The organism is Agrobacterium sp. CNPSo 2736, from assembly GCF_004005385.1.
GTDB lineage: Bacteria > Pseudomonadota > Alphaproteobacteria > Rhizobiales > Rhizobiaceae > Agrobacterium > Agrobacterium leguminum.
Window position 1 is genome coordinate 339,997 of the sequence record NZ_RZTX01000005.1, and the last position, 23,726, is coordinate 363,722.

The following is a 23,726-nucleotide window of genomic DNA, read 5'->3' on the forward strand; positions in this document are numbered from 1 at the left end:
ATCGAATCCGCCTGAAAAACAGAGAAATAAAACTTGATTTGGGTCATCATGTATGATGTCTGCTCCCTCTATATGCCGCTATCGGAGAGGGAGACTAAACATGACGAAATTTACCAGATTTGCCCTGCTTGCCAGCACGGTTGCCTTTGCGGCCGGAACGGCCGGCGCCGCGGAGCTCAACATCTACACCACCCGCGAACCCGGCCTGATCCAGCCGCTGCTGGACTCCTTCACCGCTTCAAGCGGCGTCAAGGTCAACACCGTGTTCCTGAAGGACGGTCTTGCGGAGCGCGTTCTGAGCGAGGGCGCAAGCTCGCCGGCCGACGTTCTGATGACGGTGGATGCCGGCAACCTAGTCGATCTCGCTGAAAAGGGCGTCACCCAGGCGGTCGAATCCGAAACCCTGACCAAGGCTATCCCGGCTGAACTTCGCGACGCCAAGGGCCATTGGTTCGCGCTCTCCATGCGCGCCCGCGTTCTTTATGCGGCGAAGGATGTCGATCTCGCTTCCTTCAATTATGAAGATCTGGCGGATGCGAAGTGGAAGGGCAAGGTCTGCATTCGCGCCGGCCAGCACCCCTATAACACGGCGCTCTTTGCCGACTACATCGCCCATTACGGCGCTGCGGACACCGAGAAGTGGCTTGCCGGCGTCAAGGAAAACCTGGCCCGCAAGGCAGGCGGCGGCGACCGCGATGTCGCCAAGGATATCCTCGGCGGCATTTGCGATATCGGCATCGCCAACTCCTATTATGTCGGCCTGATGCGCTCGGGCAAGGGCGGCGAGGAGCAGGTGAAGTGGGGCGACGCCATCAAGGTGGTTCTGCCGACCTTCAAGAATGGCGGCACGCAGGTCAATATCAGCGGCGCGGCCGTGGCCAAGAATGCTCCGAACAAGGCGGAAGCCGTCAAGCTGCTGGAATATCTCGTCTCTGACGAAGCCCAGAAGATCTATGCCGAAGCCAATTACGAATATCCGGTCAAGCAGGGTGCTGCTCTCAACGAGATCGTCGCTTCCTTCGGTACGCTGAAGATCGACAACAAGCCGCTGACGGAAATCGTCTCGCATCGCAAGCAGGCGAGCGAGCTGGTCGACAAGGTCGGTTTCGACAAGTAAAGGCCATTGAGAGCATCGGACCGAAAACTATACGCGGTTTTCGGAAAATCCGACGCTTAAACAAAAAGATAGAGCGTCGGATACGATTCCGTTTCTATCCGACGCTCTATCGATAACATGGTGGAAGGCGTTCGCATCTGCGGGCGCCTTTCCGCGTATTTTCCAAAAGCACATGAATCCAGACGCCATCCAGCCATTGACACCACGTGCCCGAGCCAGGTTTTCATCCTCCTTCTGGTGGCTGTGCCTTTCCGTGCTGGCGGTCTGTGGCGCCATGGTGCCGGTTCTGGCGCTTGTCTCACAGGCGTTGCAGGGTTCTGAAGGCCTATGGGCGCATCTCGGCTCGACCGTGCTCTGGACGGCGCTTCCGGATACGGTGATCCTTCTCGCCGGGGTCGGGCTGCTCGCCGGTGTCGTTGGAACCTATGCCGCCTGGCTGGTCACCGCCTATGATTTTCCCGGGCGCAGACTGCTGGAATGGGCGCTGCTGCTGCCGCTGGCCATGCCCACCTATATCGTTGCTTACGCCTATCTGGATATTCTGCATCCCATCGGACCGGTGCAGGGCGCGATCCGCTGGCTGCTCGGTTATTCCAGCCCGCGCGAATTTCGCCTGCCGGACATCAGGTCCATGACGGGCTGCATCGTCCTTCTCGGCTTCGTGCTGTTTCCCTATGTCTACATCCCTGTCCGCGCCATGTTCCTGACGCAGGCGGGTAACCTGCTGGAAGCGGCACGCACGCTCGGCGTTTCCAGACGCGCGGCTTTCTTCAAGGTCGCGGTGCCGCTGGCGCGCCCGGCGATTGCGGTCGGCATCAGCCTTGCCCTGATGGAGGCGCTGAATGATATAGGCGCGTCGGAATTCCTCGGCGTCCGCACGCTCACCGTTTCCGTCTACACCACCTGGGTCACGAAATCCGACCTGCCGGGTGCGGCGCAGATTGCGCTCTCCATGCTGTTCATCGTTGTCGCTCTCGTGGCGCTCGAGCGCTGGGCGCGGCGCAAGCAGCGTTATGCCGTTTCGGCGCAGAAAAGCAGGGAACTGGAGCCGCTACGGCTTAACGGCCTGAAGGGCTGGTTCGCCTTCGTGCTCGGCGGTTTGCCGGTCCTGATCGGCTTTGTGGCGCCGGCCAGCTATCTCGTCATCGAGGCATGGAAACGGTTCCGTTTCAGCGGCCTCTCCGCCCGCTTTGCCGAGGAGGCTCTGAACACGATCGTCTTTGCCGGGCTGGCGACGGTTATCACCCTTATCCTCGGCCTTGCGGTTGCTTACGCCATGCGCCTTGCACCGGGACGTCTATCGCTCTGGTCCTACCGGCTTTCGACGGTCGGCTATGCGGCCCCCGGCACGGTCATCGCCATCGGCGTGCTGATCGCGCTTGGCGGCTTCGACCGGTTTGTCGACCAGACCATGCGTGACTGGTTCGGCATCTCTACCGGCCTCATTTTCATCGGCAGCGGCGCGGCGCTGATCTATGCCTATTCGGCGCGTTTCCTCACCATTGCGGCGGGCGGTGTGGATGCCGGCCTCAGCCGCATCCCGCAATCCTTCGATCACGCCTCGCGAACGCTCGGGCGATCCGCGACGCAGACATTCCGCCAGATTCATCTGCCGCTTTCCAGGGCGTCGCTGGCGGCAGCGGCGCTGCTGATCTTCGTCGATTGCGTCAAGGAGCTTCCCGCCACGCTTTTGTTGAGGCCGCTGAATTTCGAAACCTTCGCTACCCATCTTTATGGCGAAGCGGCGCGCGGCACCTATGAGGAGGCGGCAATCGCAGCGCTGGCAATCGTCGTTATCGGCATGCTTCCGGTCATGCAGCTTGCAAGGATCGGCCGGCGCAAGGGCTGATATCGGAGCCCTGTCCGATAAATGACGGGCGCAAAACTGTGCGAGAGGCCAATAAGCTTCAAATCCGCCCCGAAAACGACAAGCATCCTGCCTTAATCCTGATGTAAATACTCAGCTTAATTGAGGTGCCGCGGCCTGTCGGATTTGGACATCGGCCGCGATCTGTTTCGGGGCATATCTTGAAAAATTTGCATGGGATGTTTTTGAGCCGTCTGGCTTTGGGCACGGCCGCCGCTGTTTTGCTGGCGCCAGCGATGGGCCACGCGCAGGACACGACCGTTCTGCAGCAGATTACCGTCGAAGGGCAGGGCGCGGAAAACGCAACGGGTCCGGTCCGGGGTTATGTCGCGAAGAAAAGCGCGACGGGTTCGAAAACCGAGACGGAAACGAAGGATATTCCGCAATCCGTGTCGGTCGTCGGCCGCCAGGAAATGGATGACCGCGGCGCAGTGACGAAAATCGACGAGGTGCTGCGTTACACCCCCGGTGTGACGGCGGAGCCCTTCGGCACGGACCCGGATACGGACTGGATTTATATTCGCGGTTTTCAGGCCACCCAGACCGGCGTGTTTCTGGATGGTTTGAACCTGTTCAGCTACGGTTTCGGCGGTTTCCAGATGGATGCCTACGGTCTGGAGCGTGTGGAAGTTCTGAAAGGTCCGGCCTCGGTGCTTTATGGCGGCGCCAATCCCGGCGGTATCGTGCAGATGGTCCGCAAGCGCACGCAGGATGAGCCGGTGCGCGAAACGGAAATCGGCATCAATAATTTCGGCAATGCCTTCTTCGGTTTCGATCTCGGCGACAAGGTGGATGGTGAAGGGGTGTGGAAATACCGCGTCACCGGCAAGGTCTCCGGCGGCGACAATTACACCGATTATTCCGAGGATTTGCGCGGCTTCATCATGCCGCAGATCACCTTCGAGCCGGACGCGCAGACAAGCGCCACGCTCTACGGCTATTTCTCGGCGCTCGATCAGGTTCATATCGGCAACGGCTTCCTGCCCTATGTCGGCACGGTGGTCGACGCGCCCTTCGGCAAGCTTGACCGCAAGGCCTTTTATGGCGAGCCGGATATCGACAATGGCCGCGTCTACCAGTCCATGGTGGGTTACGAGGTCAGTCATGAATTCGACAATGGCTGGAAGATTAGCCAGAACGCCCGTTATGGTCACCTCTACAAGCACGAGACCGGACCCTATGCCGGCGGTTGGGCCAATACCGATGCAAACGGCCAGCCGATCCTCGATGCCACCACCAACGACTATATGCTGACCCGCTTCGGTTACGATGGCGTGTCGAAAGTCGACAGTTTCGGCGTCGATAACCGGGTTGAAGGCCAGTTCGATACAGGCGCGGTCAATCATTCGCTGCTCTTCGGTCTCGACTATAAATATTACCGGCTGGACCAGGTGCAGGCCTGCTGCGGATCGAATGCGATCGGTGCGCTCAACCCGATCTATGGCTCGACGCAGGGAACGAATTTCGTTTATGCCGACAATATCGTGACCCAGCAGCAGATCGGCATCTATGCGCAGGACCAGCTGCGCTTCGGTGATGGCTGGCTGGTGACGCTGAATGGCCGTTACGACTATGTCGATACGGAACTGAACAATAGGCTCCCTGCCGGCCTCTCCCGCCGCTCGAATGACGATGCGCTGAGCGGCCGCGCCGGTCTCGCCTATGAATTCGACAATGGCCTGACACCCTATGTCTCGGCCGCCACTTTCTTCAATCCGCTCATCGATACGCTTGCGGATGGCACTCCTGCTTCGCCGGAAGAGGGACACCAGTTCGAGGCCGGCATCAAATATGAGCCGACCTTCTTCGACGGCAGCATCACGGCCTCCGTCTTCAAGCTGGTCAAGGACAATGCCATCGTTTCCTATACGGCCGGTGGTGTGACCACGAGCGGTCAGTTCGGGCAGGTGGAATCCACCGGCTTCGAGCTGGAGGCCAAGGCCAATCTCAGCGAGAACTGGAAGGCGCTCGCCTCCTATTCCTATACGGATCTGGAGATTACCCGCGATGCCAATCCCAATCTGATTGGCAAATCGCCATGGATCGTGCCCGCCCACACCGCCTCGCTGTGGCTGGACTATGCCTTCACCACAGACGCGCTGGAAGGCCTCAGCCTCGGCGGCGGCGTACGGTATCAGGGCAAATCCTGGGCGGATGAGGCAAATACGCTGCGCGTTCCGGATGCCGCCGTCTTCGACGCCGCAATCCGCTATGAGAAGAACGACTGGACCGCATCGATCAACGTCGCCAATGTCTTCGACAAGGAATATGTGAAGAGCTGCGCCGGCGTCTCCGTCTGCGGCTGGGGCGATAGCCGCACCATCACCTTCAAGCTTTCAAAGAAGTGGTAAGACTTGGCCGAAGGCTGGCGGTTGCGGGGAAAGCAGTTTGCCACTATAAACATGAATAGATTTATCATGTTTATAGTGGCGCCATGGCGCCCTGCGGGATCGAGAGGCCATGGCTTTCCGCGTGCGGATGGAAAATGAGATCGAGGGCTTTGCCGTCATCGGCGGCCCGCGCTCGCGTGTGTGGAACGGCATCGTCGCCGATCTCTGGGATGTGCGTTGCGCCCCGAAGGCGGGCGGCCGTTATGTCGGCAAGGATCCGCGTTTCGTTTTCCTGCTGGATATGGACGGGACGGATGACGGCCGGTTCATGATGAACCGCTGCCGCCGCGATAATTACGGCTCGTCCAAGGCGAACCGTATTTCCTTCGTGCCCGCCGATCTGGATGTGCATGCCGAACTCAGCAACGTCTCCTTCGTGCGCCACCTCGATCTGCATTTCGATGCGGGATTGCTGGGTGCCCGCCTGGTGCAGGGATTCGATCCGCACAGCCTGCTCGATCCGCATCTGATGTTCGAGGATGAGCGCCTGCTGGCGCTGGCGCGACTGATTGCCGCCGAATGCGATAATCCCGATCCGCTGCATGACCTTTATGGCGAAAGCCTCGTGCTGGCGCTATTGACGGATTTCCTGAAAGTGAAGCGGGAGCCGGTCAAAAAACGCAGCAAGCTCGCCGCCTGGCAGTTGAGGGCGGCCACGGATTACATTCGCGAACATTGCCTGCGGTCGATCCGGCTGGAGGAACTTGCGGAACTCACCAACCTGTCGCAATCGCATTTCAGCCATGCCTTCAAGGCCTCAACCGGCGTGCCGCCGCACCAATGGCAGATGCAGGCGCGCATCGATCGCGTCAAGGAACTGATGATGCGGACCGACATGGCGCTGACCGACATCGCCATTGCCGCCGGTTTTTCGGATCAGGCGCATTTCTCCCGTGTCTTTCGCAAGATGGTCGGTGTTTCTCCCTCTGTCTGGCAGAAAATCCGCCAATAAAGGCGCCTTTTCGTTCCATTCTCCTTCAAAAAAATTCCCGCCGCGGCGCCTGAAACGCCGCGGAACGAATTGTCCGTCGAGGGGTTTACCAGACGTGACACAAACGAGGAAAATCAAGGAGGAAAGGCACATGATGCATCAGGAACCCCGCGCCGGACAGGACCCCTATGTCAAGGATACGCCGAGCCTGATCGCCAGCGACAAGGTGGAAGGCACCCGTGTTTACGGCGCCGACAGCAAGCATATCGGCTCGATCCAGCGCATCATTCTGGAAAAGCGCGGCGGGCGCGTGGCCTATGCGGTCTTGAGCTTTGGCGGCTTCCTCGGCATCGGTGACGACTATTATCCGCTGCCTTGGGAAAAGCTGCATTACGACGAAGAACTCGACGGCTACCGCATCGATCTCACCAAGGAAGAGATCGAAAACGCGCCGCACTTCGCCAATCTGGATGATAACGACCTGCTGAACGCCAAGGACCGCAAGGTCTATGATTATTACGGCGTTGCACCCTATTGGATGTAAGGCCCAGGGAAAAAGCGCTTCCGGCTGTTTGATCACCGAAAGCGTGGCAAATAAAAGAACGGCTCCTTTTCAGGAGCCGTTTTCTTTTGGGGGCGTCAATGCGGGTTTTTCTGCATCTCGGAAACCGCGTCTGTGAAGCACTTTCGTGCTTCCTCGGGCGATTTACGTCCGTCAAGGGCGGCGCGGCAGGCGCTTCTCGCTCTCACGAAGCTCAATCCGCCAATTTTGGGCCAGCCTTCGGTCAATAATGTCAAAGCTTCGAAGGGGCCGGCGATGACACTCTTGCCATTCGCCTCGAGATTGACCTCGACAGGTTCTGTCCATCTCTCGTTCTTCATCGTGCACCTCCCAGAGCAACGCGATCCCGAAATACACCCGACAGCGAAGCAACCCATGAACGCAGTCGTGTGTCACTGCCGCTTAGGATATGCGCAAGCGATCGAATTGACAACGGGGATCAGCGGAAGCCGAAAAACGACAGGATCGCCAGAACGATGACGACGAGGCCGACGATGTAGATGATCTGATTCATGATTTTCTCCTTGGCTGATGTCATCACCATAACGTGAGGGAGAAGATGAGGTTCCAACAGCCAATGAGAATTTAATCACGTACTAAAATGTTGCGGACGCTTCATCGTTGATAAAAGGCGAATGTCACCTGCGCAGGATCACCCAGATGGCGTGGATGATGCCGGGAACATAACCGCACAGCGTCAGGAGAATATTCAGCCAGAAATGCAGGCCGAGTCCGACCTGAAGAAACACACCGACGGGCGGGAGAATGATGGCGATCAGAATACGAATGACGTCCACGGTGACAGGCTTTCTAGTTGTTTACGACCTGCCGGAGAACGTGTGGTGGACGGTTTGGTTTCAAGTGACCGCCTTTTACGGCGATTAACAGGCGTCGGGTTTAATTTTCGGAAGCCGCAAAAGCCTGGGCGGTGAGTTTGCCATAGCCGCAAAAACACCGCCGCCTTGATAATACAAGGGAAGACACAGACTATTGAAATCTGTGATAGGGCTGAGAAAGCCGATCGCTTTGGTCAGTCCGGATAAATTGCCCGACCATTCGGCAATATGACAGGTGCGTTGCGTACATCGCGGCGACCTCCGCTGCTAGGCTCCGTCCGGGGCTGTGGCCGATTGCGCCATTCGCTTGCGCTCCGGTCCTGACCCCGGTCCCTGTCGCGTCGATCCCGCCACTCTCTTCGTTCTCCCCAGTAACGGCGGTCGTAGTCCCGGTAGTAGCGGTCGCGATCATAGGATCGATAGTACACACCGGTCGTATAGTAGCCCCCGGTGCGATAGCCGGGATCATCGACGCATCCGGTCAGAACGCCCAGCGACACCAGACAAATTGCTGCGCTCAATATTTTCATGATTTCTGCTCCCAATAACGGATTCAAACGCGTGATGAAGTCCACGGTTCCATTGGCGAATACCCTGAGGCAAGCGCTCTTAACCGGACCTGAACAGGCAACCGGCGGTTCAATTCAGTGGCAAGATAGAGATGTCATATCGAGGGCCATCACGTTGCGACGGCGCTCCATGCAGCGCAGAGCAAGGCCGTCCAAGGCAATGATTGGCAATTTTGAAGTTGATTGGGATTTGGGAAAATGGTGCCGCTTACGTGACTCGAACACGTGACCCCGTCATTACGAATGACGTGCTCTACCAACTGAGCTAAAGCGGCCCGATTGTGACCCGTTTGTTGCGGATCAGCTTCATGGCGGGCTGATACAGGCAATGCTGACGGATTTCAAGCCTTGAATGTGCTGGTTTTGAAATTTCCGCAAAAAGCTTTGCCTGTCCATTGTTTGCCGCAGACGTCAGCCTTTCCCGCAGATGCGCTTTTTGGCCGTTTCATATTCATTTGCCAGACGATCGACGAGTGCCGCCACCGGTTCCACCGCCTTGACGGCGCCGATTCCTTGCCCCGCGCCCCATATGTCTTTCCAGGCCTTGGCGCCGCCGGAGACTGTTTCAAAGTCCATTTTCGAAGGATCGGCTTCGGGCAGATTGTCGGGGTCCATGCCGGAGGCGACGATCGAGCTTTTCAGGTAGTTTCCGTGTACGCCCGTGAAATAGTTCGAATAGACGATATCCTTGGCCTGCGCGTCCACAATCGCCTGCTTGTAGCCTTCGGAAGCGCGCGCTTCCTCGGTGGCGATGAAAGGGGAGCCGATATAGGCCATATCCGCGCCCATGGCCTGCGCCGCGAGAATGGAGCCGCCATTGGCGATGGCGCCGGCCAGCAGCAGCGGGCCGTCGAACCATTCGCGGATTTCCTGAACGAGGGCGAAGGGCGAAAGCGTGCCCGCATGTCCGCCGGCACCCGTCGCCACCGCGATAAGCCCATCCGCGCCCTTGCGGATGGCGGAGCGGGCATGGCGGTCGTTGATGACGTCATGCAGCACGATACCGCCATAGGAATGCACGGCCGCATTGACCTCCGGCACCGCGCCAAGCGACGAGATCACCACCGGCACCTTGTATTTCACGCAAAGGCCGAGATCGTGCTCCAGCCGCCGGTTGGACATGTGCACGATCTGGTTGACCGCGAAGGGCGCCGCCGGGCGCTCGGGATTGGCCCGGTTGTGAGCGTCAAGCTCCTCGGTGATCATTGCCAGCCACTCGTCGAGCTGGCTTTCGGGCCGCGCATTGAGCGCCGGGAAAGCGCCGATGACGCCGGCCTTGCACTGCGCCAGTGTCAGCTGCGGATGTGAAATGATGAATAGCGGTGATGCTATGACCGGAAGACGCAGATTGTCTTTCAGCACGGACGGTAGCATGTCTCCTCCCACGAATTACGTTTACGCGCACGTAAGTCAATATCGCGTTCAGCAGCAGATTGAAAGCGAAAACAGCGTGGCATTCGCCTCTCGAATCTGCGTTCGTAGTGCCACAATGAATTGATTTTCCCCAAGGCAATCCGGTCTTTATCGTAAACGATGCTTGCGGAGGGGCGGTATAGCCGTTACCGAATCGTGAACCCATGGCGCAGCGCCGCATATTTTTTGCAAAGCGCAATAGAACAAGGATCGGTCGTGAGCGGACTGGAAACGGCAATCAGAAATGCTCTGGAAAAATCGGACAGATCGAACGCCGAAGTTCGTGCACGGATTTATCAATCCTCCCGTCAGGCACTGGAAGCGGGCCTGCGCAAGCAGGGCATAGACGATCCGCAGGTTGTCTCCCAGCAGCGCCAGCGGCTTGAAGGCCTGATCCATCAGATCGAGAATGAGGAGCGCAACAGTCTTCTGGACAGGGTGGAGCAGCAATTGCGCCCAGTAGCGCCGGAAAGTCCGACGCAGGATGATCACTCGGTCGATCCCGTTTCGCAGACGCCCCACCGCGGTGATATGGGTGTTGAGCCGGAGCTGCGTGGCGAAACGCGCGATGTGCGGCCGGGGGCCGCCGCTGCTCCGGAGCCGCTGAGTGCGGGGCAGCGCAATGGCAAGCCGCCGAAGAGAGGTTCCCGCGCGGGCGACTCCTCGCTTGCCTTCCGTCCGGAGGGAGCGGTTGGCCGCCGCAAGCGCCGGGGTCTTTTCGCCCGGCTTTTCATCTACGTGACGCTTCTGGCCTTTATCGGTTTCGGCGCCTGGTGGGTCTATTCCTCAGGCCTCCTGCTCTCGCCGGAGCAGCGCGATACCAGCGTGCCCAATCCGCCGGCGCAGGTGCAGGCGGAGGATTTCAACGGGACGGAGCCCGCGCCGAGCCTTTCCGCCGGCCGTGGTTTTTCCGATGACTGGGTGGAGGTCTTCAATGCGGAGCGTGGCAGTTCCGGTGTTTCGGCCGGCCCGCGCGCCAGTGTCGAAAACATCGCCACACCCGCTGGCAAGGCTATAAAGGTGACCTCGAGAAGCGTTTCGCAGGATGGCGCGGTCAGCGTCGAGGTTCCGGTGGAGGTGATGCGGGATATGGCGGGCAAGTCCTCGACCATTTCGATCACGCTGCAATCCTCTAGCGACCGGCAGACCCAGGTGTCCGTCGCCTGCGATTTCGCGACATTGGGCGATTGCTCCCGCCACCGCTTCACCGCCACGGCCGAGCGCGCGGACATGCTGCTGAACACGAAATTCGAACGATCTCTCGCCCCCAATGCGCCGGGCAGGATCTTCATCAACAGCGATATCGATGGCAGCGGCCGCCCGGTCAATCTTTATTCCGTGCGCATTCTGCCGGGCCAGTAAGGAAAACAGGCGTCTCGAATGGAGGCGCCTGTCAGCATCTTACGGTCCTATTTGAGAAAATCCGGCCCCGATCCCAAAATCTTGTCGTCGATCCCGCCGATTGCCTTTTTGTCCTTGCCCTCATAGTCGAGCGCAAGAAGAATGTGGCGGATGAGATTTACCCGCGCGCGGCGCTTGTCGTTGGCGCGAACCACCGTCCAGGGGGCGGCATCGGTGTGGGTCTTTTCCAGCATTTCGTCGCGCTTTTGCGTGTAGTCGTCCCATTTCGTCAGCGCGGCTATGTCCATATCCGAAAGCTTCCAGCATTTCAGCGGGCTGTGGCGGCGGTCGTGAAAGCGCCCGATCTGCGTTTCGCGGCCGATGTCGAGCCAGAATTTGAAAAGATGGATGTCTTCATGGGCAAGCATCTTTTCCAGACGCGGCGTTTCCTTGAGGAAGAGCTTGTGTTCTTCCGGCGTGCAGAAACCCATGACCGGCTCGACCCCGGCGCGGTTATACCACGAGCGGTCGAAGAGAACGAATTCGCCGGCGGTCGGAAAATGCGAGATGTAGCGCTGGAAATACCATTGGCCACGCTCGGTTTCCGTCGGTTTGGTCAGCGCCACCACGCGGGCATAACGAGGGTTGAGATAGGCCCGGGCCGCGAAGATTGCGCCGCCCTTGCCCGCCGCATCGCGGCCCTCGAAAACCGCCATGACCCTTTTGCCGGTGGCCTGTAGCCAGAACTGCACCTTGACCAGTTCCACCTGAAGCACCTCGAGAGTGGCGTCATAATCCTCCCGCTTCATCTTCTTGTCGTAGGGAAAATTGCCGGCGGAAAGTTCCTTTTCCTCGACCCAGTCAGGAAGAACCGGATCGTCGATGTCGAAGCTGCGCAGCTTGCCGCCAATGGTGATATCGACCGTCCGCTTCTTCGTTTCTTCGTCCATGTTTTCCTCCGGCTGTTGTTGTGTAAAGGCAACTCGCCGCCAATGAGTTCACATCCATTGCCAGATTTCAAGTGAAACAGGACTGGTTGACCGGGGTGCGGCGGCGGGAGCGATTGCGGCGTCGATTTTGCGCATATACGTTGTGGAAAATGCGCGATGATGAATCTCTGTCATGAAGCTGGCCTATGAGATTTCGATGCGCTGTAAGATGAGAATGGAAAGAGCAGGCTGAAATGGCAGTCAAGGAAGGCGATGGTGGATTAAGACGTTTGGGAAGGAAGCTTGGCCGGAACTGGTTGCCTATTCTCATCGTCAGCATGCTCGCCATCGTGGCCGTTGTCGAACTCAACACGCCCTACATGCCCGTCGCCCTGTGGCTTTGCGCCGTCATTGCCATTCTTGCCGTTCGGGACGGGCCGGCGGTGATTTCGGCAAAAGACGGGGGGAACCTTGCTCCGGAAACGGAAGAGCCGGAAGCGCCCGGTGAAAACGTCATTTCAGGCGTAAGGGCGGGACTCGCGGTTCTGGATACCCCCGTTTTCATTCTGGACAGGAACGCCAGCCTGCTGTTTCAGAACGGCGCGGCCGAGCGCGCCTTCGGCCAGTTGCCCGCCGGAGCGCATATTTCCGCCCGGCTGCGCTCTCCCGGCCTCCTGGATGTCATTCGCGAAACAATCACCACCGGCCAGCCCAACCAGGTCGAACATTCGGAGCGCTTCCCTTCCGAACGGGTCTTCATCGTCCGCATCGCCCGTGCGGATGTAGGGGAGGGGGCAGGTCCGCCATTCTACATCCTGTCGTTCCGCGACGTTTCGGAGCTTCGCCGCATCGACCGCATGCGCAGCGACTTCGTCGCCAATGCCAGCCACGAATTGCGCACGCCGCTCGCCTCGCTGCGCGGTTTCATCGAAACCATGCAGGGGCCGGCACGCAACGACCCGAAGGCGCAGGAACGGTTCCTTGCCATCATGCTGGATCAGGCAACCCGCATGAGCAGGCTGGTGGACGATCTCATGTCCCTTTCGCGGCTGGAATTGCGCGCAAACATTGCACCCGACCAGAAGGTCGATCTCGTTCCCGTCATCGGCCACGTGCGCGATACCCTGCTGCCGCTTGCCGATGAGCTGGATGTGACCATCACGCTGCACCTGCCCGACCGGCCGGCAGAGGTGCAGGGAGACCGCGACGAACTGGTGCAGGTATTCCAGAACCTCGTTGAAAATGCTTGCAAATATGGCCAGGAAGGCAAGGTCGTGGATGTCTGGCTGCGGGCCGAACCCGGCAAGCCGGTGGAGGTGAGCGTCATCGACAAGGGGCCGGGCATTCCCGCCGAACACGTGCCGCGTCTGACGGAGCGTTTTTATCGTGTCAGCGTCGCCGACAGCCGCTCGAAAAAGGGCACGGGTCTCGGGCTTGCCATCGTCAAGCACATCCTCACCCGCCACCGCGCCCGCCTCATCATTAAATCGGAATTGGGCAGCGGCACGGACTTCACCGTGAGATTCTGACATAAAATATGCATCTGCTTTTAATGTCGTGGATATTTATAAATAAAATCAATAATTTAGATTGTCACAAATCTTTCGTCAAAGTGACATAAAAGGATGGGGCTACGGTGGTTAAGAAAAGGTCGCCGAGCGCAAGCTAAGAGCGAGTGTCGCTATCGGCTGCGTCCACAACAAAGCCCACGACGGGAGAGACAAATGAACATCGTTAAATTTTCCGCAGCAGCTCTGGTGGCTTCTGTCGCCTTCGCTGGCGCCGCCGCTGCTCGCGATCAGATCCAGGTTGCCGGTTCCTCCACGGTTCTGCCCTACGCCAAGATCGTTGCCGAGACCTTTGCCGAAACCTTCCCGAACTTCAAGGCTCCGGTTGTTGAGTCCGGCGGCACGGGCGGCGGTCTGAAGGCATTCTGCTCGGGCGTTGGCGAAGGCACCATCGACATTGCCAACGCTTCGCGCAAGATCAAGAGCGACGAACTGGCCGCCTGTAAGGCTGCTGGCGTTGCCGACGTTCAGGAAGTGAAGATCGGTTACGACGGTATCGTCTTCGCAATGGACTCGTCCAACAAGGACATCAAGCTCGAGCCGAAGGACCTTTACCTCGCTCTCGCCGCTGAAATCGTCAAGGACGGCAAGCTCGTTGCCAACCCCTACAAGAAGTGGTCGGAAATCAACAAGGAACTGCCGGACGTCGCGATCGCCGCTTACATCCCGGGCTCCAAGCACGGCACGCGTGAAGTCTTCGAAGAGAAGATCATGGCTGACGGCTGCAAGGAAGCTAAGGCGACCGACGCCATCAAGACGCTCATCACCGACGCCAAGCAGGCTGCTGCCAAGTGCGTTGCAGTCCGTAAGGACGGCGCTGCAGTCGACATCGACGGCGACTACACCGAAACGCTTGCTCGCATCGACGCCAACAAGACCGGCCTCGGCGTTTTCGGCCTCGCTTTCTATGAAAACAACGCTGACCGTCTGAAGGTCGCCACCGTTTCGGGCGTCGTTCCGTCCACCGAAACCGTTGCCAGCGGCAAGTACCCGGTTTCCCGCCCGCTTTTCTTCTACGTGAAGAAGGCTCACCTGGGCGTTATCCCGGGCCTTAAGGAATATGTCGAGTTCTTCGTTTCCGACGAGATGATCGGCCCGGATTCCCCGCTCGCCAACTACGGCCTGGTTGCCGCTCCGGACGCAGAGCGCGAAGAGATCCGCTCGAAGTTCTCGGCCGGCTCCACGATGTAATGAAGAAGGAGGGGTGCGGCTTTGCCGTACCCCTCATTCGGCTTCGCTTGGGCCGTCGTCCGCGGTTGACAGTTCCTAACCATCGCCATCCACATGATTGTCGATGGATTACAGATGGATAGGATGTATCAACCTTGACGCTTGCCAGACTATGATACAGTCAGGCGGCAGGCATCATGGGATGGTCCAGCGGTCTCGTTTTGATGACTTTTTGATTTGCCCGATATCGCACCGTGCTCTTGAGGCACGCCGAGGGAACTCTAATGAACACATCGATCCTTTTGCTGATACTGGCGCTCATCGGCATCGGCAGCTATCTGCTCGGCAGTCGCCGTGCCGTCGCCCTGTCTGGCGGTCGCCCCTCCAGCATGCATTCCCGTGCCGGTTATCACGGTTCCTACGCGGTCGTCTGGGCGGTGCTGCCCGCGGCGTTCATTCTCTGTGCCTGGCTCATTGTCAGCCCATTGCTCGTTACCTCGGCGGTGCGCGGTAGTTTCCCCGAGGATGTCCGGGCGCAATCCGAAGCGCAGCAGAGCCTGACCTACGGTATGGTGACCTCCATCGCCCGTGGCCTCCAGCGGCTGACGCCGGAGGAAACCGCGCAGGTTGAGGCCGATACGGCTGCGGTCCGGCCGCTTCTGGCATCGAAGGGTGTTGCAATCGCCGGCGATCCCGAGCGGTTCATGGTCGATGCCGCCCACACGCTCAACAGCATGACCTCCACCAGCCGTATCGCGATGATCGCCGTCGTGCTGCTGGCCGCGCTCGGCGGCGGCGCCTATGCGCTGCGTGCAATCGCGCCGCGTTTCCGGGCGCGCAACCAGGTTGAGAAAGTCATTCTGGCGGCCCTGCTCGTCGCCTCGTCCATCGCCATCCTCACGACCATCGGCATCGTCCTTTCGATGCTGACCGAGGCGATCCAGTTTTTCACCATGGTTCCGGCGCACCAGTTCTTCTTCGGAACGGTCTGGGATCCGCGTTTTGCGGCGGCAGGCGCCACCGACTCCTCCGGCCAGTTCGGCCTTATCCCGCTGCTCGCCGGCACGCTTTATATCGGCCTGGTCGCCATGCTGGTTGCGGTTCCGGTCGGTCTCTTCTCGGCGATCTACATGGCGGAATATGCCTCGCCGCGCTTCCGCTCCATGGCAAAGCCGCTGCTTGAAGTGCTCGCCGGCATTCCCACCATCGTCTACGGCTTCTTCGCGCTCACGACGGTCGGTCCTTTCCTCAGAGACATTTCCACGCAGATCAACGGTCTGGCGACGGGCAACTACGCCAACTTCATCCAGGCGCAGAGCGTCATCACCGCCGGTTTCGTCATGGGCATCATGCTGATCCCCTATGTGTCGTCGCTGTCGGATGACATCATCACCGCTGTGCCGCGCTCGCTGCGTGACGGTTCGCTCGGCCTTGGCGCCACGCGTTCCGAGACGATCAAGAGGGTCATTATTCCGGCCGCTCTTCCCGGTATCGTCGGCGCCGTGCTGATGACGGCTTCGCGCGCCATCGGCGAAACCATGATCGTGGTTCTTGCGGCCGGTGTTGCTGCCCGTCTGCAGCTCAATCCCTTCGAGCCCATGACCACGGTGACGGTCAAGATCGTCAGCCAGCTCACCGGCGACCTTGAATTCACCTCGCCGCAGACGCTGGTTGCCTTTGCGCTCGGCATCACGCTTTTCGCCATCACGCTTTGCCTGAATATCTACGCGCTTTACATCGTGCGCAAATACCGGGAGCAATATGAATGACCGACATCGTCTCTCCCGCAGCCGGCGCGAGCGCCGTCAACAAGGCCACGCGCCGTGATATCGGCATCAAACGCCGCTATGCCGCCGAACGTCGCTTCCGTGCCTACGGCATGGCAGCGATTTCCTTCGGCCTCATCTTCCTCTTCCTGCTGCTTTTCTCGGTTGTCTCCAAGGGCTACACCGCTTTTCAGCAGACGATGATAACCGTTCCGGTCGAGTTCTCCGAACAGATCATCGATCCGAAGAATGAGCGCGCCACCAATCCGGCAAAGCTGATGACGGCCAATTATCCCGTCATCGCCCGCGATGCGGTCGCCAAGGTCCTTGGCGTTGCGCCGACTGACCGCGCCGGCCTTCGCGCCGTCAACCTGCTGATCTCCGACAGCGTGCGCACGCAGCTTCGCGACATCGTCGTCGCCGATCCCGCCGTCATCGGCACCACGCGCACCGTCACGCTTCTGGCGTCGGGCGATGTCGACAGCGCCTTCAAGGGCCAGGTCGACCTGACGGCGGATGAAGCCAATCGCCGTATCTCGAACCAGCAGCTCGGCTGGATGAACCAGCTCGCCGAAAGCGGCCAGCTCGGCAAACATTTCAATACCGGCATCTTCGTCAACGGCGCGTCGAGCCGTCCGGAAGCGGCGGGTGTGGGTGTGGCGCTGATCGGCTCCTTCTACATGATGCTGATCGTGCTCGTGCTGTCATTGCCGATTGGTGTCGCGGCCTCCATCTATCTCGAGGAATTCGCCCCGAAGAACCGTCTGACGGATCTTATCGAGGTGAATATCAACAATCTCGCGGCCGTTCCCTCGATTGTTTACGGTCTGCTCGGCCTTTCGGTCTTCATCAACTTCATGGGTTTTCCGCGCTCGGCCTCGCTGGTCGGCGGCCTCGTCCTGACGCTGATGACCCTGCCGACGATCATCATCGCGACGCGCGCTGCCCTCAAAGCCGTGCCGCCGTCTATCCGCGCCGCCGCCCTCGGCCTCGGCGCTTCCAAGATGCAGACGATCTTCCACCATGTGCTGCCGCTCGCCATGCCCGGCATTCTGACCGGCACTATCATCGGTCTCGCCCACGCGCTGGGCGAAACGGCGCCGCTGCTTTTGATCGGCATGGTGGCATTCGTTGCGAATTATCCGACAACGCCGATGGATCCGTCCACGGCCCTGCCGGTGCAGATTTACATGTGGGCGAACGAAGCCGAGCGCGCCTTTGTCGAAAGGACATCCGGCGCTATCATCATCCTGCTTCTGTTCCTCATCGTCATGAATGTTGGCGCAATCCTGTTGCGTCGCCGCTTCGAACGGCGCTGGTAGAGGGAGCTTGAGCAATGAACATGTTGTCGGAAGCAGCAGTTGAAAAGGCGCTGGACAAGAAAATGAATGAAGTCTCATACAAGATGATCGGCAAGGACGTTTCAGTTTATTACGGCGAAAAGCGCGCGCTTTACGACGTGAACCTCAACGTTCGGGAAAATACGGTGACCGCGCTTATCGGTCCGTCCGGCTGCGGCAAATCCACCTTCCTGCGTACCCTGAACCGTATGAACGACACGATCGACGGTTGCCGGGTCACCGGCAAGATCACGCTCGACACCGACGATATCTACGACCAGGCGATTGACGTCGTGGAATTGCGCGCCCGCGTCGGCATGGTGTTCCAGAAGCCGAACCCCTTCCCGAAGTCGATCTACGAAAACATTTCCTATGGCCCGCGCATCCATGGTCTCGCCCGCAACAAGGCGGATATGGACCAGATCGTCGAGCAGAGCCTGCAGAAGGCGGGTCTCTGGAACGAGGTGAAGGATCGTCTGCACGAATCCGGCACCGGTCTTTCCGGCGGTCAGCAGCAGCGTCTTTGCATCGCACGCGCAGTTGCCGTCAGCCCGGAAGTGATCCTGATGGACGAGCCCTGCTCGGCTCTCGACCCTATCGCGACCGCAAAGGTCGAGGAACTGATCCACGAGCTGCGCACCAATTACACCATCGTCATCGTCACGCACTCCATGCAGCAGGCGGCGCGTGTTTCCCAGCGCACGGCCATGTTCCATCTTGGTCATCTTGTCGAGGAAAACGAAACTGACAAGATGTTCACCAATCCGGACGACCAGCGCACGCAGGATTACATCATGGGCCGCTTCGGCTGATCCCGGCCGGCGCTTTATCGAAACCGAACAAGACTGGTGCTTCTGCCGTACCCGCTTCCGGGTACGCGCATGCAGGCCAAGCCGGAGGACTAGACCATGACACAGACAACGACCCATTCGCACATCGTTTCCGTTTATGACGATGAATTGAAGTTTCTGACGCGCCGCATCGCCGAAATGGGCGGTCTTGCGGAGCAGATGTGCGCCGACGCCGTGCGTGCGCTCGTCAATTCCGATGCCGCGCTCGCTCAGAAGGTCATTTCCGACGATGCGATCCTCGACCACGCCGAACGCGAGATCGGCGACAAGGCCATCGTCACCATCGCCAAACGCCAGCCGATGGCGGCAGACCTTCGCGAGATCATCGGCACCCTGCGAATTGCAGCTGACCTTGAGCGCGTCGGCGACCTTGGCAAGAACACCGCCAAGCGTGTGATTGCGGTTGCCGGCACCGGCGTGCCGCGCAAGCTTGCCCGTGGCATCGAGCACCTGTCGGAACTGGCGCTGGTACAGCTCAAGGAAGTGCTGGACGTCTATTCCACGCGTTCCGCCGAGAAGGCCAATGCCATTCGCGAGCGCGACGAGGAAATCGACGCCATGTACACGTCGCTCTTCCGTGAGCTTTTGACCTACATGATGGAAGATCCGCGCAATATCACCACCTGCACGCATCTTCTGTTCTGCGCCAAGAACATCGAGCGTATCGGCGACCACGCCACCAATATCGCCGAGACGATCTATTACATGACCACCGGCAGCCAGCCGGAGGGCGAGCGTCCGAAGGACGACAGTTCCAACACCCTCGGTTCGGTGACCGAGTAACAGACAGGCAGCGGCTTGCGGAGTTAGTATATGGTGCCCAAGATTGCAGTTGTGGAAGACGAGGAAGCGTTGAGCGTCCTGCTTCGGTACAATCTCGAGGCTGAGGGATATGACGTCGACACGATACCCCGTGGCGACGAGGCAGAAATCAGGCTGCAGGAACGTATTCCGGACCTTCTTATCCTGGACTGGATGCTTCCCGGCGTTTCCGGTATCGAACTGTGCCGTCGGCTCAGAATGCGGCCGGAAACCGAACGCCTGCCCATCATCATGCTGACGGCGCGCGGCGAGGAAAGCGAACGGGTTCGCGGTCTTGCCACCGGCGCCGACGACTATGTCGTCAAGCCGTTCTCGACGCCGGAACTCATGGCCCGCGTCAAGGCCATGCTGCGCCGCGCCCGCCCCGAGGTTCTGTCTTCGGTGCTGAAATGCGGGGATATCGAACTGGATCGCGAGACCCATCGCGTTCACCGCAAAAGCCGCGAAGTGCGCCTCGGCCCGACGGAGTTCCGCCTGCTGGAATTCCTGATGACCTCTCCCGGCCGGGTGTTTTCCCGCTCGCAATTGCTGGATGGCGTCTGGGGTCACGATATCTATGTGGATGAACGTACCGTCGACGTGCATGTCGGACGTCTGCGCAAGGCGCTCAATTTTTCGCATATGCAGGATGTCATCCGCACCGTGCGCGGCGCTGGATATTCAATGGAAGCCTGAGAAAACCGAAACCGATGGTTTCACCCGGGATAAGTTCCCCCAAAATCAGAAGGCCCGAGACCGGAACGGTGTCGGGCCTTTCGATTTTGAACCTTCCGCAAACGCCGGATTGCGCGGTGAAACCTGACAGTAGGAAGGGCGCGGCACGTCGCCGACGAATTCAGAGCATTTGCCGCGAGGCGCATCGCGGTTTTACATCCGGAGAATGCCCAAGAACAGGGATTGGGAGCGCCTCTTGGACAGCGTGCGCTCTATTCCAGAACCACCTTGGATTTTGCCATAAAAAAACGGGCCCGAAGGCCCGTAGTTTTTGAGTGTCGAATGCGTGCCGCAACACTCAAGCCTTGCGACGCTCGCTTACCGGCTGGTAGGCAAGCTTTGCATGGAACTTGCAATAGGGCGAAGATTCCAGTGCTTCACAACCGCAGAAATGGAAATCATCCTTGAGCGGATCGCCGACCGGCCATTTGCAGGTGCGCTCCGTCAGTTCCGTCAGCGTCAGGCGGCGGGAAATCGGTGTCACGACATTTTTGGACGGAACGTAATCGAGAACTTCGGCGGTCTCGATATCGATCTCCTCGTGCAGCGCCGTTGCCGCGCTCGAGCGGTTCAGGGCGCGTGCAGGTGCTGCGCTGACGCGGGCCGCGAAATTCGTCGCGCGCGGGGCAGGGGCGGCAGTGCGCTTGGGCGCGGAACGCGCCGAAGTAACCGGGCCGCCGGCCTTCACGCGTCCCGGCAGGTTGAGGCGATGGACCTTGCCAATGACGGCATTGCGGCTCACGCCGCCCAGCTGTGCTGCTATCTGGCTGGCGCTAAGCCCCTCGGACCACAATTTCTTGAGTTTTTCGACCCGTTCGTCTGTCCAGTTCATGCCGCTTCTCCGCTCGTCGCGTATAATGTCGGCAGAATCCTTCTCCGCCTCGCGGGCGTGCCGCGAGCGTGGTTTCTGCCTGATTTTTGGTGACTAGTTCCGCCGCAATGCAGTCTAGTAATTAGCGATTAACCTAGTGCCACGCAGACTCCGTGGCAAGAGTCGCGGGAATCATCTCGAATCGATTTTCCGGTTTTCCCCAACTTGCTGGCGAGTTGAGTCTGAAAGGCAACACCTTGGGCCTCATCCGCCGCCACCTACTAGGGCTTGAGAAGCCCGGGAAACGCGGACTTTTGTTGACATCGGCAGGCGAAGTGACAATAGTGCCCCTGCCGCCGCGAGGCGGCATTTTTGATTTTCAGGCAAGGGATAACCCCGAAAGCCTATTGACAACCGTCTGACAGCGCATCCGCGCAAGGAGTGATACAGCCATGGCCGAAGCCGCCGCGCCATTGTTCGATACGTTTGCAAGAGCCCCCCTGCGCTTCGAGCGAGGCGAGGGCGTCTGGCTGTTCACGGAAAGCGGCGAACGATATCTGGATTTTGCAGCCGGCGTCGCGGTCAACTCGCTGGGCCATGCCCATCCGCACCTCGTGGAAGCGATCAAGACCCAGGCCGAGAAGGTCTGGCACGTCTCGAACCTTTATGAAGTGCCGGGCCAGGAAAAGCTTGCAAAGCGCCTGACGGAAGCGACATTCGCAGACAAGGTCTTCTTCACCAATTCCGGCGCGGAAGCGCTGGAATGCGCGATCAAGACCGCGCGCCGTTATCATTATTCCAAGGGGCATCCGGAAAAGTTCCGGATTATCACTTTCGAAGGCGCCTTCCATGGCCGCACGCTGGCGACGATTGCCGCCGGCGGCCAGCAGAAATATCTCGAAGGCTTCGGTCCCAAGGTCGAAGGTTTCGACCAGGTGCCGTTCGGTGACGTCGATGCGCTGAAAGCCGCCATCACGGCCGAGACGGCCGCGCTTCTGATCGAGCCCATTCAGGGTGAGGGCGGCATTCGCGCACCCAGCAAGGAATTCCTGCAGCTGCTGCGGTCGCTCTGCGATGAGCACGGCATGCTGCTGATTTTCGATGAGGTCCAGACCGGCGTTGGCCGTACGGGCAAGCTCTTTGCCTATGAGCAGACGAACGTTGCGCCGGATATCATGGCGGTTGCAAAGGGTATCGGCGGCGGTTTCCCGCTAGGTGCCTGCCTTGCGACGGCGGATGCCGCTTCCGGCATGACGGCGGGCGTGCATGGCACCACCTATGGCGGCAACCCGCTGGCCATGGCTGTAGGCAATGCCGTGCTCGATGTCGTCCTCTCCGAGGGCTTCTTGGAAAAGGTCCGTGATGTCGCGCTGGTCTTCCGCCAGGGTCTTGCTTCGCTGAAGGATCGTTATCCTGACGTTATCGAGGAAATCCGTGGCGAAGGCCTGCTTCTCGGCATCAAGGCCAAGGTTCCATCGGGCGAGCTGCTGCAGGCCATGCGCGCCGAGCATCTGCTTGGCGTGCCGGCGGGCGACAACGTCATCCGTCTCCTGCCGCCGCTCGTCACCACGGCGGAAGAGGCTCGTGATGGTCTGTCACGCGTGGAAGCGGCTGCCGCTTCCCTGACAGCGAAACAGGCAAAAATCGCCTGAGGAAACAATAAAGGGCGGGCCTCTTCCCCGAGGCTCGCGAGCATGGGACAGTTTGAAATGGCTTCACCTAAACATTTTCTCGACCTGTCGGCCGTCAGCTCGCAGGACCTGCGGGCAATTCTCGACGATGCCCGCGCACGCAAGGCTGCTACCAAGGCCGGAACGGCGGAAAAGCCGCTTGCCGGCAAGATGCTGGCTATGATCTTCGAAAAGCCTTCCACCCGCACCCGCGTCTCCTTCGATGTCGGCATGCGCCAGCTCGGTGGCGAGACGCTTTTCCTCTCCGGTACGGAAATGCAGCTCGGTCGCGCCGAAACGATCGGCGATACGGCCAAGGTGCTGTCGCGTTACGTCGACGCCATCATGATCCGCACGACGGATCATTCGCGCCTGCTGGAGCTTGCCGAACACGCGACGGTGCCGGTCATCAACGCCCTGACGGATGACACGCATCCCTGCCAGATCATGGCGGATATCATGACCTTCGAAGAACATCGCGGTCCGGTCAAAGGCAAGACCATTGCCTGGACGGGTGACGGCAATAACGTCCTGCATTCCTTCGTCGAAGGCTCGGCGCGCTTCGGTTACCGCATGACGATGGCCGTGCCCATGGGCTCCGAACCGCATGACAAGTTCCTGAACTGGGCGCGCAACAATGGCGGCGAAATCATGCTGTGCCACGACGCCGACAAGGCTGTTGTGGGTGCGGACTGTGTCGTCACCGATACCTGGGTGTCCATGAACCAGGAACACAAGGCGCGCGGCCACAACATCTTCCAGCCCTATCAGGTGAATGAAGCCCTGATGGCCAAGGCGGAAAAAGACGCGCTGTTCATGCATTGCCTGCCGGCCCACCGCGGTGAGGAAGTGACGGATGCCGTGATCGACGGCCCGCAATCCGTCGTCTTCGACGAGGCGGAAAACCGCCTCCACGCGCAGAAGTCGATCATCGCATGGTGCATGGGCGTCATCTGAGCAATCGCCCGGCCTGACACGCGTCACGCCGGGTGCTTGAACTTGACCGCATAGATTACCATCTGTGGGACTTCGAAGAGGCTCGTCGGTTTTGCTGGCGGG

20 protein-coding genes and 1 tRNA gene are annotated in these 23,726 nt (G+C 59.5%); 15 read left to right on the forward strand and 6 right to left on the reverse strand.

All coding sequences use genetic code 11. From position 1 onward, the window contains the following. Positions 1 to 100: 100 nt before the first annotated feature. From EM858_RS11840 to EM858_RS11860, 5 genes are all read left to right on the forward strand, one after another. Positions 101 to 1,117, forward strand: a complete 1,017-nt coding sequence (locus EM858_RS11840; protein ID WP_127756801.1) for a Fe(3+) ABC transporter substrate-binding protein — start codon at positions 101 to 103, stop codon at positions 1,115 to 1,117. A gap of 172 nt (positions 1,118 to 1,289) precedes the next feature. Then, positions 1,290 to 2,966, forward strand: coding sequence for an iron ABC transporter permease (locus EM858_RS11845; protein WP_127756802.1), 1,677 nt, complete (start codon positions 1,290 to 1,292; stop codon positions 2,964 to 2,966). A 179-nt stretch (positions 2,967 to 3,145) separates the two neighbouring features. Further along, on the forward strand, positions 3,146 to 5,335 hold the full coding sequence (locus EM858_RS11850; RefSeq protein ID WP_127756803.1) for a TonB-dependent siderophore receptor: 2,190 nt from the start codon (positions 3,146 to 3,148) through the stop codon (positions 5,333 to 5,335). A gap of 109 nt (positions 5,336 to 5,444) precedes the next feature. Beyond that, complete coding sequence (locus tag EM858_RS11855; protein ID WP_020810555.1) at positions 5,445 to 6,326, forward strand: AraC family transcriptional regulator; 882 nt, start codon at positions 5,445 to 5,447, stop codon at positions 6,324 to 6,326. A 130-nt stretch (positions 6,327 to 6,456) separates the two neighbouring features. Then, entirely contained in the window at positions 6,457 to 6,849 is a 393-nt protein-coding gene (locus tag EM858_RS11860; RefSeq protein ID WP_020810556.1) for a PRC-barrel domain-containing protein, read from the forward strand. Between the two features lie 95 nt (positions 6,850 to 6,944). On the opposite strand, the gene EM858_RS11865 is transcribed toward EM858_RS11860, so the two are convergent. The 4 genes from EM858_RS11865 to EM858_RS11885 all read right to left on the reverse strand — a co-directional run bounded on the left by EM858_RS11865 (position 6,945) and on the right by EM858_RS11885 (position 9,646). Continuing rightward, entirely contained in the window at positions 6,945 to 7,187 is a 243-nt protein-coding gene (locus EM858_RS11865; protein WP_003519998.1) for a DUF982 domain-containing protein, read from the reverse strand. A gap of 318 nt (positions 7,188 to 7,505) precedes the next feature. Beyond that, on the reverse strand, positions 7,506 to 7,664 hold the full coding sequence (locus EM858_RS11870) for a YqaE/Pmp3 family membrane protein (RefSeq protein WP_020811433.1): 159 nt from the start codon (positions 7,662 to 7,664) through the stop codon (positions 7,506 to 7,508). An 807-nt stretch (positions 7,665 to 8,471) separates the two neighbouring features. Next, positions 8,472 to 8,547, reverse strand: a tRNA-Thr gene (locus EM858_RS11880). 136 nt (positions 8,548 to 8,683) lie between these two features. Then, on the reverse strand, positions 8,684 to 9,646 hold the full coding sequence (locus EM858_RS11885; RefSeq protein ID WP_020811427.1) for a nitronate monooxygenase family protein: 963 nt from the start codon (positions 9,644 to 9,646) through the stop codon (positions 8,684 to 8,686). Positions 9,647 to 9,901: 255 nt separating this feature from the next. On the opposite strand from EM858_RS11885, the gene EM858_RS11890 reads away from it, so the two are divergent. After that, positions 9,902 to 11,047: a hypothetical protein gene (locus EM858_RS11890; protein ID WP_127756804.1), complete on the forward strand. Its 1,146-nt coding sequence runs from the start codon at positions 9,902 to 9,904 to the stop codon at positions 11,045 to 11,047. Between the two features lie 47 nt (positions 11,048 to 11,094). Here EM858_RS11890 and ppk2 read toward each other — a convergent pair whose 3' ends face one another. Further along, positions 11,095 to 11,976: a polyphosphate kinase 2 gene (ppk2, locus tag EM858_RS11895; RefSeq protein WP_127756805.1), complete on the reverse strand. Its 882-nt coding sequence runs from the start codon at positions 11,974 to 11,976 to the stop codon at positions 11,095 to 11,097. A 233-nt stretch (positions 11,977 to 12,209) separates the two neighbouring features. Here ppk2 and phoR point away from each other — a divergent pair, with 233 nt between their 5' ends. From phoR to phoB, 7 genes are all read left to right on the forward strand, one after another. Then, positions 12,210 to 13,484, forward strand: coding sequence for a phosphate regulon sensor histidine kinase PhoR (gene phoR, locus EM858_RS11900; protein ID WP_127756806.1), 1,275 nt, complete (start codon positions 12,210 to 12,212; stop codon positions 13,482 to 13,484). A 195-nt stretch (positions 13,485 to 13,679) separates the two neighbouring features. After that, entirely contained in the window at positions 13,680 to 14,714 is a 1,035-nt protein-coding gene (locus EM858_RS11905; RefSeq protein ID WP_080817989.1) for a substrate-binding domain-containing protein, read from the forward strand. Positions 14,715 to 14,977: 263 nt separating this feature from the next. Next, positions 14,978 to 16,462: a phosphate ABC transporter permease subunit PstC gene (pstC, locus tag EM858_RS11910; protein ID WP_003519988.1), complete on the forward strand. Its 1,485-nt coding sequence runs from the start codon at positions 14,978 to 14,980 to the stop codon at positions 16,460 to 16,462. Beyond that, complete coding sequence (pstA, locus tag EM858_RS11915; RefSeq protein ID WP_127756807.1) at positions 16,459 to 17,781, forward strand: phosphate ABC transporter permease PstA; 1,323 nt, start codon at positions 16,459 to 16,461, stop codon at positions 17,779 to 17,781. The genes pstC and pstA overlap by 4 nt, the downstream gene beginning before the upstream one ends. Positions 17,782 to 17,795: 14 nt before the next feature. Next, complete coding sequence (gene pstB / locus EM858_RS11920) at positions 17,796 to 18,611, forward strand: phosphate ABC transporter ATP-binding protein PstB (protein ID WP_003519986.1); 816 nt, start codon at positions 17,796 to 17,798, stop codon at positions 18,609 to 18,611. Between the two features lie 96 nt (positions 18,612 to 18,707). Beyond that, entirely contained in the window at positions 18,708 to 19,433 is a 726-nt protein-coding gene (phoU, locus tag EM858_RS11925) for a phosphate signaling complex protein PhoU (protein WP_003519985.1), read from the forward strand. Between the two features lie 30 nt (positions 19,434 to 19,463). Then, complete coding sequence (gene phoB, locus EM858_RS11930) at positions 19,464 to 20,147, forward strand: phosphate regulon transcriptional regulator PhoB (RefSeq protein ID WP_003493692.1); 684 nt, start codon at positions 19,464 to 19,466, stop codon at positions 20,145 to 20,147. Positions 20,148 to 20,484: 337 nt separating this feature from the next. On the opposite strand, the gene EM858_RS11935 is transcribed toward phoB, so the two are convergent. Beyond that, complete coding sequence (locus EM858_RS11935; protein ID WP_078051295.1) at positions 20,485 to 21,018, reverse strand: GcrA family cell cycle regulator; 534 nt, start codon at positions 21,016 to 21,018, stop codon at positions 20,485 to 20,487. Between the two features lie 431 nt (positions 21,019 to 21,449). On the opposite strand from EM858_RS11935, the gene EM858_RS11945 reads away from it, so the two are divergent. Then, the gene (locus EM858_RS11945; RefSeq protein ID WP_127756808.1) at positions 21,450 to 22,649 is read left to right on the forward strand and encodes an aspartate aminotransferase family protein; all 1,200 of its coding nucleotides are present in this window, start codon (positions 21,450 to 21,452) and stop codon (positions 22,647 to 22,649) included. A gap of 57 nt (positions 22,650 to 22,706) precedes the next feature. After that, positions 22,707 to 23,624 carry an ornithine carbamoyltransferase gene (gene argF, locus EM858_RS11950; RefSeq protein ID WP_127756809.1) on the forward strand — a complete coding sequence of 306 codons (918 nt, stop codon included), beginning with the start codon at positions 22,707 to 22,709 and terminating at the stop codon, positions 23,622 to 23,624. The last annotated feature ends 102 nt before the right edge of the window (positions 23,625 to 23,726 follow it).